Genomic DNA, 13,318 nt, shown 5'->3' with positions numbered 1-13,318 from the left:
GCGAGCGTGCGGGCGTGAACAGGAAGGATGGACGGGCGTTATGTTTGAGGTGCTGTGTGTAGGCGCGGGTGGATTCGTCGGCGCGGTGGCGCGCTATCTGATGGGGCTTGTGCCTTATGAGGGCGATTTTCCGCTCATGACGTTTCTCGTGAACTTCCTGGGTGCTGTGTTTATTGGCGTCATTGTGGAAATCACGTCGCTGACCTCGCTTCTTTCGCCCAACGCCACGCTGTTTCTGAAGACGGGCGTCTGTGGCGGCTTCACGACGTTCTCCACCTTCTCGTTGGAAACCCTGGCCCTCTTCCAAGAAGGCAACTACCTCACCGGCGGCACCTACGCCATGGGAAGTCTCGTAGCTTGTCTCGCCGGCGTAGCCCTCGGCATGGCCGCCGTCCGCGGCGCTGTGTCCCTGGTTCGCCTCCTGAGCGTCCAGGGAGGGTAGCGGAGCGGTTGTTCTGCTCGTAAAAAACTAGAGCGAGACTGCTTGTCGCAACCTCGCTCCGCAAAAACGTCGAACGTTTTTCTATGCAAATAGAGAATACCAGCTTGAAACTATATGTCAAGTAGTTAGTATTCTTCCTACTTCGCGCCATACTGCTCGTAATACGCGTCCAAAGCGGCTTTTACCTGGTTGTTTATCACTACGCGGCCTTGGCATTCGCGGCCGTAGAGGTGTTCGGTTACCTCGGCCATGTCGACGATGGAGGCGGTGGGGAAGCCGTAGCGTTCGCGGACCTCGTCGAGGGCGCACATCTGGCCGCCTTTGCCCACTTCCAGGCGGTTGAGCGACACCATCAGGCCCACCACCTGCACATTCGCCTGCTCCATGAGGATGGGGTGCGTCTCTTCGATGGACTTACCCGACGTGGTGACGTCCTCCACAATGACCACGCGGTCGCCGTCGTGCAGCGCCGAGCCTAGCAGAATGCCCGTGTCGCCGTGGTCTTTGACCTCCTTGCGGTTCGAGCAGTAGCGCGCCTCCTTGCCGTACAGCTCGGACAGCGCCATCGTGGTGATCACCGACAGCGGAATGCCCTTGTAGGCCGGCCCGAACACCACGTCGAAGTCCAGCCCGAAGTTGTCGTGGATGGCGCGCGCGTAGAATTGCCCCAGGCGGTGGAGCTGCGCGCCGGTGACGTAGGCGCCCGCGTTCATGAAGAAGGGGGATTTGCGGCCGCTCTTCAGCGTGAAGTCGCCGAACTTCAGCACGTCGCTTTCCACCATGAACTCGATGAACTCCTGCTTGTAGGCCTCCATGCCGCTCCTTCCGTTTGTGTTCGCGCCTGCCGCGCTGTGGGTTTTCATGATACCTGATTGGCGAGGAAGCCGGAAGCGGGGGTGGGGGTGTGCGGATGGGGGGCGCGCGGGGGTTCGGGAGTGCGGAGTGGCGCTGGCGAAGGGGGCGCAGGGCGTGCGGGCGCGAGGTGCAAGCGCATAGGGTGGTGCTGGCGAAGAGGGCACACGCGACCTGGTACCTTAAGGAATTCTGAAGAATGCTTAACGACCGAAAACGGTTGGCGCGCGTATCGCTTTTCACGCGCGGGCGCGACGTATGCTAAGAGAAAAGGTTGGAGAGCCTGAGAGGGGCTTCGTTACACCCCGCGAGAAGTAGCATCCGAAAGGTGGATACCATGGAGTTCAAAGAAGTTCAGTGGGAAGTTGACGTAAATGGTGGCGCGGGCGCACACGGCGTGGCGCGGCCGGGGACGCTTGCCCGCTTTCTGGGAAGCAGGCATCTCACGACGGCGATATTCGTGTTCTACCTGGTGGTTCTCACGTGGATCATCCTGTTCAAGATGCAACTCTCGCCCGACATCCTGGGAACCGTCCGCAGCATCAATCTGATTCCGCTTGCGGGGGCGACGGTCATCAACGGCGCGGCTGATTACCGCGAAGTGGTGCAAAACGTGCTCGCATTTGTGCCGTTCGGCCTGTTCATGGGCATGCTGACAGCGGGCCGCCCCTGGTGGCGGGTGCTACTGCCGGTCACAGCAACCAGCCTTGCGTTCGAAGTGCTGCAGTATGTGCTGGCTGTAGGCATGAGCGACATCACCGACCTTCTGGCAAACACCCTCGGCGGCGCGATCGGCCTGGGGCTGTATGTGTTCGTCCGCCTCGCCGCGCGCTCAGACACCCGAGCCCTCCGCGCCTGCAACACCATAGCCCTCATCTGCGGCCTTATGCTCGCGTTGCTGGTAGCGCTCCTGGTGATAGGGAACCTGTAGGGTTCTAGTTTATTTATCGCACTTGCAAGAGCCCGCGTCATAAAGCATGGGATATGGGATTCTCCTGGCGTCATCAGTAGCGCGAAGCGCGTCACACTTTAACGGGCATCGGTCGCTGGTTCGAAGGCTACCAGGATGCCGGTGCGGGGGTAGTAGGTGGTGTGGGCTATGCCGCCGGCTTCGGCGAGGGGGCGCAGGGCCTCGCGATCCTGCTCCTTCACGGCGAGGTGGATGGTGTGGCCCTCGCCATCCGTCAGTTCCAGCGCCAGGTCGGTCGTGCTCAGCGCACGGTAGCGGCCGGTGGGGCGCTGTTCCTCGAAACCGGTCATCGCGCACAGGGTTGTGCGGGGTCCTTCCAGCGCATCGGCCACCACCTTCGCGCCCTCAAGCGCACCCGCCACGCACGCGACGCTACCGAACGCCACCATGAACAGGAACAACGCGGCACCCCACGCGCGGGGATAGGCGCGCGGATGACGCCTGCGCCACAGGCGGAGCGCCACAAACCCCGCGACGCACACAAGAATAACCACCACAGAAACCACCGGGACGCTGTCCGCCGCAGATAGCGCGCCCAGCGCGACAATCACAGTGCCGCCGTATCCAACAATGTTGATGAGCGCCGCCCCGAACTCGCGCACCCCTTCGCGCAGCTCCTGTTTCCACGCCTCACGGCCGCGCGGGCGGACGCGCCAGTTGCCCGCAAGAAACACAATCGCATAACCCAGCAGCGCCAGCCCCATCGCCAAAAATCCCGCGTTGGCGGCGGCGCGGTTCGCGAGCCCCGCGTTCCCCACCGAGGTGCCAAACTCGCCCACCATTAGGGCACCGAACCCGCCGAACAGCAGCACAAGCCCCACTATCACAACTACTTTCTGCCAGGTGCTGAGCCCCGCCCGGAATATCGCCACTGCGTTCCCTTCTCTTCGCAAACCTCAATTTCGCCAGTATACCCGGCCTTTAAGGAATCTTTAGAAACCGGGCACACTATGGGGTGCGTCAACGAAAAGCGAAAGGAGTGCGCATGGGTTACGTGCTTGAGACGAGGGGGCTCGTCAAGGAATTTAAGGGGCAGCGCGCGGTGGACGGCGTGTCGCTGCATGTGCCGGAGGGCGCGGTGTATGGCTTGTTGGGGCCGAACGGCGCGGGGAAGTCGACGCTGCTCAAGATGGTGTGCGGGATGCTGCGGCCCTCGGCGGGCGAGATTTTGGTGGCCGGGCGGCCGTGGACGCGGAGCGATTTGGCGGGCATTGGCGCGCTCATTGAGACGCCGCCCCTGTACGAAAACCTCACGGCGCGCGAGAACCTGCTCGTGCGCACGACGCTTCTGGGCGTGGGCGAGGAACGCATCGACGAGGCGCTGGCCACGGTGGAGCTGACGAACACGGGGAAGAAGCGCGCGGGGCAGTTCTCGCTGGGCATGAAGCAGCGACTGGGGATTGCGCTTGCGCTGGTGGGACATCCGCGGCTGTTGGTGCTGGACGAGCCCACCAACGGGCTCGACCCGGTGGGTATTCAGGAATTGCGGGCGCTCATCAGGTCGTTCCCGCAGCGCGGTATCACGGTGGTGCTGTCGAGCCACATCTTGGGTGAGGTGGAACACGTGGCCGACCTCGTGGGTATCATCGTGGGAGGACGGCTGGCCTACGAGGCGCCGCTTGACGGCGGGCAGGACTTGGAGCGGCTGTTCATGGATGTGTGCATGGGGAAGGCGGTGGCGTAAATGGCAACGAATGGGCAGGTGAGAAGCGTAGGCACGTTCCCCGCGACGCTGCGGGCCGAGGTGCGGAAAGGCAAGCGCGGCGCGGCGCGGAAGGTGGCGCTTATCGCGCCGCTGCCGTTTTGCCTGTTGGGTGTGCTGGCCTCGGGCGTGATCCCGGGGATGGGCGCGGTAGGCGGCATCAGCACGGTCATGTGGAACTACTGGTACGCGCTCATGCTGCCCATCGCGACGGCGCTCATGTGTGTGTCGGTGGCGAACCTCGATGCGCGGCAGAAGCTGCGCCCGGTGCTGGGGCTGCCGCTGCCTCCGGTGCGCACGTGGTGGGCGAAGGTGTGCTGCGGCCTTGGGCTGGTGGTGGCGGCGAATGTGGTGGTGCTGGCGGTTTCATGCGTGCTTACGATGCTGGGGGCCAAGGGGCCGAACGTGTTTGAGGGCGTAGCAACCGTGCTGGTGCTGACGATTGGAAGCGCGTGGATGATACCGACAGGGCTTGTGCTTACGATGCGCTTTGGCACGCTGGTGGGCATTGCAATTCCGGCGTTGCTGCAGCTGGGCGTAGGGATTGCGCTGTGGTCGTCGGCGTCGTGGTACCTGTTTCCGTCGGCGACGGCGCTGTGTGCGGCCGCGCCGTTCACGAGGACGGAGCCCTCGGGCGTGCCGCTTGAACCGGGCGCGGCGTTGGGCGTGTTTGGTTGGGAATGCTGGGCGGGACTTGCCATTGCGGCGGCGCTGTTTGCGATGCTGGCTGTGGCAGGCGCGGCCTGGTTTGCGAGACGGGAGGCGAAGTGATGGGTGCGCATGAGATGGCAGCGGGCGCGAGCGCGCGTGCGGGCGTGCACGCAGGCGTGGGTGCGGGTGCGCGGATGACGTTTGCGTCGGCGTTGCGTTCGGAAGCCGTGCGTCTGCGCCGCTCGCCGCTGGTGTGGCTGCATGGGGTGCTGGCGCTTGCGCTCGGTGGGTGTGCAGGCGCGTATTTCGCCTGGACACCGTGGGATTCGCTTTTGGGCACGGACGCATTCTTCCAGCTGCTGGGCGCAGGGGCACCGCTGCTCGCCGGCATTTCCTGCGGACTTGCGGCCGACGCAGAGCAACGCGCGGGCGACGCGACGAACCTGCTGGGCGTGTCTTCCCGCCGTCGCGCGCTGGCGGCGAAGGTGGTGGCGCTCTTGGCGCTGGGGCTTGCGGCCGCGGCGCTGGCGGCGGTGGTGTTCTGCGGGATCCTTGCGGCGGCGGGGCGCGTGCTGCCCGCGGCTGGCGCGGTGGCGCTTGCGGTGGTGGGTATCGCCGTGGGAAGCGCGTGCGTGTACGCACTCTTTTTGTGGGTGGCGCTCAAGTTCGGACGCAACGCGGCCATCGGCGCGGGAGCCTTCGGGTTCGGCACGGCGCTCGCGCTTATGGGCGGCCTGGCGAACGGGCTGGTCACGGGCACGCTTACGGGTGGCTTTGGCGTCGGACTGGCGGCGGTCGTGCCGTTCGCCTGGCCCTCGCGCCTGGCATCGCTTCCGCTGGAGGCGTCCATCGCTCAGGCGACGGGCACGGCCGAACAGGCAGCGGCCCTGTGGGTGTCGTATGTGGTGGTGAGCGCGGCGTGTCTGACCATAACATTGCTGGTTGTTGCGGTGTTGCTGGCTGCCGCGAACCGCTTCGAGGGCCGTCGCGGTAGGGGGGAATAGGCTGTGCTACACTCGCACGACGAGAGAAGGAGGAAGTTCGTGGCGCGCATTCTGGCAGTGGATGATGACCAGGCTATTCTCACGCTGCTTGGCCGCATTCTGGTCAAAGACGGCCATGACCTCACGGCTCTGGACAACCCGGCGCGCGTCGAGTCGCTTGACCTGGGGCGGTTCGACTTGGTGCTGCTTGACGTCATGATGCCCGGGATGGACGGGTTCGAACTCTGCCGCCGCATCCGCGAGCGCGTGGACGCGCCCATCGTGTTCCTCACAGCGAAAAGCGCGGAAGAGGATGCCGTCTATGGCCTCGGTCTGGGTGCGGACGACTACGTGCGCAAGCCGTTCGGCGCGGCCGAGTTGCGCGCGAAAGTAGCGGCTCACCTGCGGCGCGAGCGGCGGGAGCGCAAGTGTGCGCTGTCGTTCGGCGACGTGCGACTGGACGTGGCGGCGCGGCGGGCCTTCGCGGGTGAGCAGGAGGTACTGCTCACGAAAACGGAGTTTGAGGTGTGTGAATTCCTCGCGCGCCACCCCGGGCAGGTGTTCTCGCGCGCGCAGATTCGCGAGGCGGTGCTCGGGTGGGACGCGGAGTGCGACGAGGCCACCATCTCGGTGCATGTAGCGAACGCGCGCGCGAAGTGGCGCGATGTGGGTGCTGAGGTGATCGAGACGGTGTGGGGAGTGGGGTACAAGTGGACGGCGTGATGCGAGAAGATGGTGTCGGCGGTGTCGCTGGTAGCGCTGGCGGTGCGGCGCGACGGCGCGGGCTGCCGTTGTCGCTGGTTATCCTGCGCTACTTCGCCTACGTGTTGGCGGCGACGCTCGCCGTGGCTGTGGCAGCGTTTGTGGCGTTCGCGGTGATATTGAACATGGGCGTGGCTTATCCGGCAAACGAGGGCGACCGTGCACTTGAGGAAACGTCGGCGCGCCTGGCTCAGCTGGCTTCCGATGACCCGGCGGCGCTCGATGCAGCCATTCCGTCCTGTTACTGGTGGACCACGTTTGCGCCCGATGGCACGCGTCTCGGCGGAGACGCACCTGATGGCAAAGCCAGTCTGTCGCGCGAGGCGGCGTTCGGCGGGCTGTCTGTGGAGTACGGCGTGCTAAGCACGGCGCGGTACGAGCCGGTGGAGCTGGCGGACGGTACCACGTGTGTGCTCGCGTACGAGTACCTGCCGCAGTTTGTGTCGAAGGAGTTGCGCGATTCGCTGCCGAATCCGCAAAACGTTGTGGTGGCGGCGGCCGTGGTGCTGTTCGTGGCCGCGCTCGCGGGCATCGTGACGCGTGCGGCGCGGGTTATCGCGCGCAAGATGAACCCGCTCACGGAGGCGGCGCGTCGCATTGAGGGGCACGACCTGGACTTTTCGGTGGAGCGCTCCGGCGTGCGCGAGATCGACGACGTGCTGGGCGCGATGGACGAGATGCGCTCGTCGCTGAAGGAGTCGCTTGAGGATCAGTGGCGCAGCGATCAGGAACGCCGCGAGCAGATGGCCGCGCTCGCGCACGATTTGAAGACCCCGCTCACGGTGGTGCGCGGTAATTTAGACGTGCTGCTGGAGAGCGAACTTCCTGATGAGGAACGCGCCTGCGCCACCGACGCCGCTGCGGGAGCCGCGCGCATGAGCGACTACGTACGGGAATTGATTGACGTGTCGCGCGGCGGAGCGGCGGTGTTTTCGCCAACTGAGGCCGACGTGCGAGCGTTCTTCGCACGCGTACATTCGCAGGCCGAGGCGTTGGCGGCCGCAGAAGACGTGCGGCTGACCTGGGGTGAGGACGCGCAGCTTCCCGAAACGCTGCAGATGGACGAGGCCCTGTTTGAGCGCGCCGTGCTGAACGTGGTGGCGAACGCGGTGGAGCACGCGCCCGCGGGCTCGCTGGTTGAAGTGGCCGTACGCGCTGACGAAAGCGGCAGCGTCGTGGTAGAAGTGAGCGACGAGGGCCCCGGTTTCTCCCCTGAGTCCCTGCGCCGCGCCTGCGAACCCTTCTACCAGGGCGACCCCGCCCGCGCCACGCAAGGCCACAGCGGCCTCGGCCTCCACACCGCCGCCCGCGCCGCCACCCTCCACGGTGGCATCCTCCACCTCACCAACCGCGACCCCGCTGGCGCTCGCGTGACCCTTCAGATTCCGCGCCTTTCACTACCCACCAGTTGACTTTCCCCGCCGCAAGTCAACCACCCCTCGCTTGTGTCAACCACCAGTGGGCCTCATACTGAAAAGAAACCACAGCGAGAGGGGCGTCGGACGTGCATGAACTCAATAGTGAGAAAGCTCCCGTCCTGCGGGCAGAGGGGTTGGCGTGTTCGTATGGGGCGGTGGAGGTGTTTGCGGGGGTTTCCTTTGCGCTGGCGGCGGGAGAGATTGCGTTTCTGACCGGGCCGAATGGGGCGGGGAAGTCGACGCTGTTGCGTTGCTTGGCTGGCTGGGACGTGCCGCGCGAAGGGCAGGTGGAACTGTGCGGGCGACGCTTCAACGGGGCCGACCGTGCGCTGCGTTCGCTTGTGGCGTTCGTTCCCGACGTGCCGGCATTCTACGACGACCTCACGGCGGGCGAACACCTGCGCTTCGTGCAGCGCGCGAACCACTTGGCGCCGGAGGACGATCCGGCCGAAGAGCTGCTTGAGCGCTTTGGGCTGGCGCGGCAGCGCGGGCTGTTGCCTTCGTCGTACTCGCGCGGCATGCGGCAGAAGCTTGCGCTGGTGTTGGCGTTCGCGCGGCAGCCTCGGGTGATGCTGCTGGATGAGCCGTACGGGCCGCTTGATCCTGAGGCATCGCTGGTGCTGAGCGCGCTTCTGGACGAGGCACGCGCCGCGGGAACTGCTGTGCTGATAAGTTGCCACCATGAGGTTCCCGACCTTGCGCCGGATGTGCTTATGCGCTTGGAAGAGGGCCGGCTGGCGGTGGAGCGACCATGATCTCGTTGGCTCTCAGTGCTTCCGACCTGCGGCTTTTGTTGTGGCTGCGCGCACGGCATGCGCGCTCGACCATCAATCGGGCGCTGCATTTGCTCGGCGTCGGCGTGGAGGCGGGTGGGCGCACTGAGCGCCTCTACCAGCTGTATGCGGTGGGACTCATGGCTGTGTGGGCGGTGATCATGTGGTCGTGGTTGCTTGATACGGTGGTGAAAGGGTTCGTGCTTGCCGGTGCCTCGGCCGCTGTGCTTGCGGTGCAGGTGGCGCTGGCCGCGTGCGCGCTGGCGCTGGTGTGGATGGGCGTGAATGGGTTGCGCACGTCGCCGCTTAAGTTGACGCACGCTGACATCGCGCAGGTGGCTGCGAGTTCGGTGAGTGCGCGTGCGATGGTGCTGGTGGCTGTGGGTGCGCAGGTGCTTGGTGGGGCCGTGGTGGGCGCGGCGGTCGGGTTCTTGCTGGGAGCAGGTGCGGAAGCTGCCAGCGCTTTTGGCTCGGGCGCGGCGGTGGGGTTCGCGGCGCTGGGGGCGGTGGCGGTTGCGGCGGCAATCGGATCCGGGTGGCTTGTGGGTGTCGTGCGACTTGCGAGTTCGCAATGGCGGGCGTGGCAAGTTGTTGTAACGGTGGTGGCGTTGGTGGCTGTGGCAGGTGCCGGGGTTGTGCTGGCATTTGTTGCGGGCCCTTCCGCTTTCGCGTTAGCAGCCGCTGCTGTGGTTCTGCCAGCGTTTACCGCACTCTTGCTTGTCGCGCCGCGCATGAACATGACGGCGGTCATTAAAGAGAACGCGCTTTACGCTGACTTACAGCCCTTCGGCGTGTTCTCCCCGCTCAGCGAGCAGGCGAAGGCTGACTACCGCCGCCGTCGCAAGCTGGCCACGCGTCCGCCACGCTTTGCGCTGCTGCCGGGGGAGGGGCGCCGTGCGCTTGCGGCGCGAGCGGTATTGTCGCACGCGCGGCAATACGACGGGCTGTTTGCCCTCGTCGTGCAGGGAGTGTGCGTTGTTCCGCTTGGCGCGACGGCCGTGCTTGGAGTTGGCGGGCCCGTTCTGTTTTTGTTCTGGTTGCAAGTGGTCGCTCTCATGCCGGCGGGCGTGCGCGAACTGTCGCGCGTGTTTCGCGACGACGTGCGCAACCGCCTCATCCGTGAGCGCCTGCCATTCAGCACGCTTGAGCTGCTGGTGTTCGACTCGCTGCCGGCGTTTGTCCTGACGACAGTGCTTGCCTGCGCAGTGTGCGCCCTGGTTGCGCCGCCTGGCGTTCCTGCGGTAGGTGCCGCCGTGCTCGCCGTTGTGATAAACGGCTGCACCCTCTTCACCTGCGGCCTCGACGCCGTGCGCCTCACCCCTCGCGGCCCGCGCCCCTGCTACGAATACGGCGCCATCGCCATGGTTCTCACCGCCTTCCTACTCTCCCTCTTCGCCCCCTGGCCAATCGCCACCGCTGGCATTGCGCTCGTAGCTGTCACAAGCGCTTTTATCATCCACCACGGAGCCGAGTGTCCCCACTAGTGCGAACCCAAGGCAAACACGCCACACGAACAAGGTTCGCACCGATTTTTTCGAGAAAGGAAAGCCCCAAAACCCAATCCCCACCCCATTGACCACCCAATCCCAACAAGATAAGGTAAAAAAGCACCTACCACAACCAAATACTGCGGTCGTTCTCCTCGTGGAGAACGTGGATTGAATAGCAAAACGGGGGTGTGCTTTAGCAAGAAATTTGTTGTCACCTTCCGCACGGAAGGTGGGGATTGAAATACCGCGAACTGATCTGTGAGCGCGGCAACCGTCTGGTCACCTTCCATATGGTTGTAGGTTATGCCCCAAGTGTTGTTTTTGCTGCGCTTGGTAGTTCCTCGGCCGTACGCTCTTCCCAGCCGACGACACCACGAAGAGGTTTCGTTTCCAGTTCCAGGTAGGCGCCATCGCGGAGTTCGCGTTCTGTTTGGAAGGTGATTTCGGACTTTGCACCGCTCGCGTCCACTGCGTCCAGGTGGTACTCGAATTCCATGCCGCCATGTGGTTTGATGGCGCTCACCTGCTCGTTGTCGATGCGCACGTATGCGTGTCCGCTTTCGCCATAAAACGCCCACATGCCCACACCGATAATCGCCGCCACTATAACCGCCGCAATTCCTAAACCTATCAGGGTCTTTGTTCCGCTTCGCACGATGCCTCCCGTCTTTGAACTTCCTTCATTTCGATGGCTCCTAGTTTAGAAGCGCATCCTGACGGGTTGTTTGGCGGGCCCTTGTGATTACCTTACGAGGCAAGAAGGCCCCGGCATCAAGAACGCCAGCGACACTTTACGAAGCGTGGGGAAGCCCCGCAAAGCCCCCGGGCCTCACGCACCAACAAAGTGGCATATCAGGTTCACTATCTGGGGGAAGAAGGCCATGACGAAGGCGGCGCGTACTACTTGCATGATCACGACGTCGGTGTTTTGTACGCCGAGGTCGTCCATGATGAGGGCCATGTCTGACGCGCCGGCGGGCGACGCGATAAGCATGCCCTCTTTGCGACCGTAGCCGAAAAGGCGGCTCTCCAGGCGGCCCGTGGCGAAGCAGTTCAGCGTGTAGCCGGCCACCAAAATGAGCGCCGGCACGGCAAGATCAACCATGCCCGCGAGCCCTTCCGCCGTCAGCAGCGTGCCCAAATAACAGCCCGCGACCAGCTGACACGCCTTTTTCACCTGCTTGGGAATGTAGGCGAAATCGAAGCCCAGCTTCAGCACGAGTACCGCCAAAATGGAAGCGGTGAACGTGAGGCCGGGAACACCGGTCGCCTTGCCCAGCAGGCCGGCGAGCGTGGCCACCACAAGCGCGGCAAAAGTGGAAGCAATCGACTTCTGCTTCGACTTCACGCGCTGTGCGTCGGAAGCGAGCGCGCGGTTGCCCGGGTCGGGGTGCCCGTGTGCTGTGCGCAGGCGGTCGAACGCGGCAATCATCACGGGAAACACGCCAATGCCCAGCACCTGGCGAATCAGCTGCATAACCGTGACCGCGGGCGCGTCGGCGCCCATGTCGGCCGCCACGATGGGCGTGTCGTTGATGCCGCCGGGCACGGCGCACATGAGAGAAGTCACCAGGTCAAGGGGCGAAGTGGCCCACAGAACAAACCCCAGCACGAGGTTTAGAATAAGAAACGACACCAGCATGACCACGATGGGTTTCACGAAGCTTCGCAGCCGCGCCACATCACTGCGTTCAAGCGAGCAGCCGACGAACGCCCCGGCCACAATCTGCACGCCGGTGCGCGTTCCCGATGGCAACCACGCAAACCCCGTGGATACGTTGAGCACCGCCACCGCCACAAAAGCCCCGATCATCAGCCCGGCCGGCACCTTCAGCCTCTTCAGCAGCAACCCGCCCGCCGCGCCCACCACAAGCGTAACCACCAACGCCCCCACAACCGCATCCCCCATGCCGCACGTCGCCCTTCGTTACTATTCTCGCATGAGTATACTCATCGACAGAGACATGAGCAAGCGTTACCCTCTTGCACTTGTACTGAGTAATTTTACTCAGTACAATGAGTAAAATTACTCAGTAGGAAAGGAACACCCATGTATGAGCGAGCCGTTGTTAAGGTGCTACGTGGTCGCATGGAGGAACCGCTTGGGCTGATGCAGGTACTTGTTGGGCCACGTCAAACGGGGAAAAGTACGGCGCTTAAGCAAGCGAGTGCCGACCTTTCCGTGCCGGTTCATTCGGTGAGCGCCGATTTCGCCGACCAGGCGTGGCTCCGCACTGAGTGGCAACAGGCTCGGAACTTAGTTTCCGCACGCGGCGAGGCCCTTCTCATTGTCGACGAAGTGCAAAAGATCGAAGGCTGGTCAGCTGTCGTCAAGGAGCTTTGGGATGAGGATCGCCGCGGCGACGTCAACCTCAAAGTGTTCCTCAGCGGCTCGTCCTCGCTTCTTCTTAGCAAGGGGCTTGATGAGTCGCTCATGGGCCGCTTCGAAATGCTGTATTGCCTACAATGGACGTACGCCGAGTGCCGGGAGGCGTTCGGTTATTCGCTCAACGAGTTTATCTATTTCGGTGGCTACCCGCGCTCAGCTTCCTTCGTTGCGGATGAGGATCGCTGGCGGCGATTTATGCGCGAATCAATCATCGAACCAACTATCTCGCAGGATGTTCTTGCCCTCGCTCCCATCAAGAAGCCTGCGCTCATGCGCGCCCTGTTCACACTGGGTGTTCAGTACTCGGCGCAGGAACTTTCCTACACGAAAATGCTGGGTCAACTGCAGGATGCGGGCAACACCGTCACGCTGGCCGAATACCTCAACCTGCTTTCGTTGGCGGGCATGCTGTCGGGTTTGCAGAAATTCGACATGCGCAAAACGTCAAGCAGGAAAAGTTCGCCGCGCCTCATGGCGCACGACAGTTCGCTGCAAAGCGCCATGCTGGAATTGCCGCGGAAGTTCATAGAGATGGATCGGTCGCGCTGGGGCCATCTGGTGGAAACGGCTGTGGGAGCGTACCTGATCAATCGCGGCCGCGAAGAGGGGTTCGAGGTGTTCTGGTGGCGCGAAGGTGCCGCTGAGGTGGATTTTGTGCTGCGCAAAGGCGAACTGATTACCGCCATCGAGGTGAAGAGCGGTGCCGTGGGGAACCTGGAAGGCATGGAGAAATTCCTGGAGCTGTACCCGAAGGCGTATCGCATTGTCGTTGGTTCTCCCGAGGTTTCGCTCGAAGACTTTTTGCTGGGGAAAGTCGACCTGTTTCTGCTGTGAAGTGCAGAAGTGCAGGAGAAGCTATCGAGAAGAGTGGCGCGCGTGGAATCGC

At 63.6% G+C, this 13,318-nt stretch carries 14 protein-coding genes; 10 read left to right on the top strand and 4 right to left on the bottom strand.

Features of this window, described 5'->3' with window-relative positions; all coding sequences use genetic code 11:
* Positions 1 to 40 precede the first annotated feature (40 nt).
* Complete coding sequence (gene crcB, locus QNJ86_RS10460) at positions 41 to 442, top strand: fluoride efflux transporter CrcB (protein WP_283832568.1); 402 nt, start codon at positions 41 to 43, stop codon at positions 440 to 442.
* Between the two features lie 137 nt (positions 443 to 579).
* Here the strand turns inward: crcB and pyrE are convergent, their stop codons facing one another.
* On the bottom strand, positions 580 to 1,257 hold the full coding sequence (pyrE, locus tag QNJ86_RS10455) for an orotate phosphoribosyltransferase (RefSeq protein WP_283832567.1): 678 nt from the start codon (positions 1,255 to 1,257) through the stop codon (positions 580 to 582).
* A gap of 374 nt (positions 1,258 to 1,631) precedes the next feature.
* On the opposite strand from pyrE, the gene QNJ86_RS10450 reads away from it, so the two are divergent.
* Complete coding sequence (locus QNJ86_RS10450; RefSeq protein ID WP_283832566.1) at positions 1,632 to 2,225, top strand: VanZ family protein; 594 nt, start codon at positions 1,632 to 1,634, stop codon at positions 2,223 to 2,225.
* A 98-nt stretch (positions 2,226 to 2,323) separates the two neighbouring features.
* Here QNJ86_RS10450 and QNJ86_RS10445 read toward each other — a convergent pair whose 3' ends face one another.
* The gene (locus tag QNJ86_RS10445) at positions 2,324 to 3,136 is read right to left on the bottom strand and encodes a hypothetical protein (protein ID WP_283832565.1); all 813 of its coding nucleotides are present in this window, start codon (positions 3,134 to 3,136) and stop codon (positions 2,324 to 2,326) included.
* Positions 3,137 to 3,249: 113 nt separating this feature from the next.
* Here QNJ86_RS10445 and QNJ86_RS10440 point away from each other — a divergent pair, with 113 nt between their 5' ends.
* The 7 genes from QNJ86_RS10440 to QNJ86_RS10410 all read left to right on the top strand — a co-directional run bounded on the left by QNJ86_RS10440 (position 3,250) and on the right by QNJ86_RS10410 (position 10,037).
* Entirely contained in the window at positions 3,250 to 3,948 is a 699-nt protein-coding gene (locus tag QNJ86_RS10440) for a lantibiotic protection ABC transporter ATP-binding protein (RefSeq protein ID WP_283832564.1), read from the top strand.
* Positions 3,949 to 4,737, top strand: coding sequence for a lantibiotic immunity ABC transporter MutE/EpiE family permease subunit (locus QNJ86_RS10435; RefSeq protein ID WP_283832563.1), 789 nt, complete (start codon positions 3,949 to 3,951; stop codon positions 4,735 to 4,737).
* Entirely contained in the window at positions 4,737 to 5,621 is an 885-nt protein-coding gene (locus tag QNJ86_RS10430) for an ABC-2 family transporter permease (RefSeq protein WP_283832562.1), read from the top strand. Before QNJ86_RS10435 ends, QNJ86_RS10430 begins: the two co-directional genes overlap by 1 nt.
* A gap of 39 nt (positions 5,622 to 5,660) precedes the next feature.
* Positions 5,661 to 6,323 (top strand): response regulator transcription factor, encoded by a 663-nt coding sequence (locus tag QNJ86_RS10425; protein WP_283832561.1) that lies wholly within the window; start codon positions 5,661 to 5,663, stop codon positions 6,321 to 6,323.
* Entirely contained in the window at positions 6,323 to 7,774 is a 1,452-nt protein-coding gene (locus tag QNJ86_RS10420; protein WP_283832599.1) for a HAMP domain-containing sensor histidine kinase, read from the top strand. Before QNJ86_RS10425 ends, QNJ86_RS10420 begins: the two co-directional genes overlap by 1 nt.
* 92 nt (positions 7,775 to 7,866) lie before the next feature.
* Complete coding sequence (locus tag QNJ86_RS10415; protein WP_283832560.1) at positions 7,867 to 8,535, top strand: ABC transporter ATP-binding protein; 669 nt, start codon at positions 7,867 to 7,869, stop codon at positions 8,533 to 8,535.
* Positions 8,532 to 10,037 carry a hypothetical protein gene (locus tag QNJ86_RS10410; protein WP_283832559.1) on the top strand — a complete coding sequence of 502 codons (1,506 nt, stop codon included), beginning with the start codon at positions 8,532 to 8,534 and terminating at the stop codon, positions 10,035 to 10,037. The genes QNJ86_RS10415 and QNJ86_RS10410 overlap by 4 nt, the downstream gene beginning before the upstream one ends.
* Positions 10,038 to 10,344: 307 nt before the next feature.
* Here the strand turns inward: QNJ86_RS10410 and QNJ86_RS10405 are convergent, their stop codons facing one another.
* Together QNJ86_RS10405 and QNJ86_RS10400 are read right to left on the bottom strand one after the other, a co-directional pair.
* On the bottom strand, positions 10,345 to 10,698 hold the full coding sequence (locus QNJ86_RS10405) for a YxeA family protein (protein ID WP_283832558.1): 354 nt from the start codon (positions 10,696 to 10,698) through the stop codon (positions 10,345 to 10,347).
* A 174-nt stretch (positions 10,699 to 10,872) separates the two neighbouring features.
* Entirely contained in the window at positions 10,873 to 11,952 is a 1,080-nt protein-coding gene (locus QNJ86_RS10400; RefSeq protein ID WP_283832557.1) for an AbrB family transcriptional regulator, read from the bottom strand.
* 141 nt (positions 11,953 to 12,093) lie between these two features.
* Between QNJ86_RS10400 and QNJ86_RS10395 the strand changes: the two genes are divergently transcribed.
* Positions 12,094 to 13,266, top strand: a complete 1,173-nt coding sequence (locus QNJ86_RS10395) for an ATP-binding protein (protein ID WP_283832556.1) — start codon at positions 12,094 to 12,096, stop codon at positions 13,264 to 13,266.
* Positions 13,267 to 13,318: the final 52 nt, after the last annotated feature.

It is taken from the genome of Gordonibacter faecis, from assembly GCF_030077735.1.
Lineage (GTDB): Bacteria > Actinomycetota > Coriobacteriia > Coriobacteriales > Eggerthellaceae > Gordonibacter > Gordonibacter faecis.
Note: the sequence above shows the minus strand (reverse complement) of the source record. Positions and strands in the feature narration are given on the sequence as shown.

Excerpts from the sequence above, each read along its gene's own strand:
- crcB (WP_283832568.1), top strand. The coding sequence starts at position 41 with ATGTTTGAGGTGCTGTGTGTAGGCGCGGGTGGATTCGTCGGCGCGGTG.
- pyrE (WP_283832567.1), bottom strand. The coding sequence starts at position 1,257 with ATGGAGGCCTACAAGCAGGAGTTCATCGAGTTCATGGTGGAAAGCGAC.
- QNJ86_RS10450 (WP_283832566.1), top strand. The coding sequence starts at position 1,632 with ATGGAGTTCAAAGAAGTTCAGTGGGAAGTTGACGTAAATGGTGGCGCG.
- QNJ86_RS10440 (WP_283832564.1), top strand. The coding sequence starts at position 3,250 with ATGGGTTACGTGCTTGAGACGAGGGGGCTCGTCAAGGAATTTAAGGGG.
- QNJ86_RS10435 (WP_283832563.1), top strand. The coding sequence starts at position 3,949 with ATGGCAACGAATGGGCAGGTGAGAAGCGTAGGCACGTTCCCCGCGACG.
- QNJ86_RS10430 (WP_283832562.1), top strand. The coding sequence starts at position 4,737 with ATGGGTGCGCATGAGATGGCAGCGGGCGCGAGCGCGCGTGCGGGCGTG.
- QNJ86_RS10420 (WP_283832599.1), top strand. The coding sequence starts at position 6,323 with ATGCGAGAAGATGGTGTCGGCGGTGTCGCTGGTAGCGCTGGCGGTGCG.
- QNJ86_RS10410 (WP_283832559.1), top strand. The coding sequence starts at position 8,532 with ATGATCTCGTTGGCTCTCAGTGCTTCCGACCTGCGGCTTTTGTTGTGG.
- QNJ86_RS10400 (WP_283832557.1), bottom strand. The coding sequence starts at position 11,952 with ATGGGGGATGCGGTTGTGGGGGCGTTGGTGGTTACGCTTGTGGTGGGC.
- QNJ86_RS10395 (WP_283832556.1), top strand. The coding sequence starts at position 12,094 with ATGTATGAGCGAGCCGTTGTTAAGGTGCTACGTGGTCGCATGGAGGAA.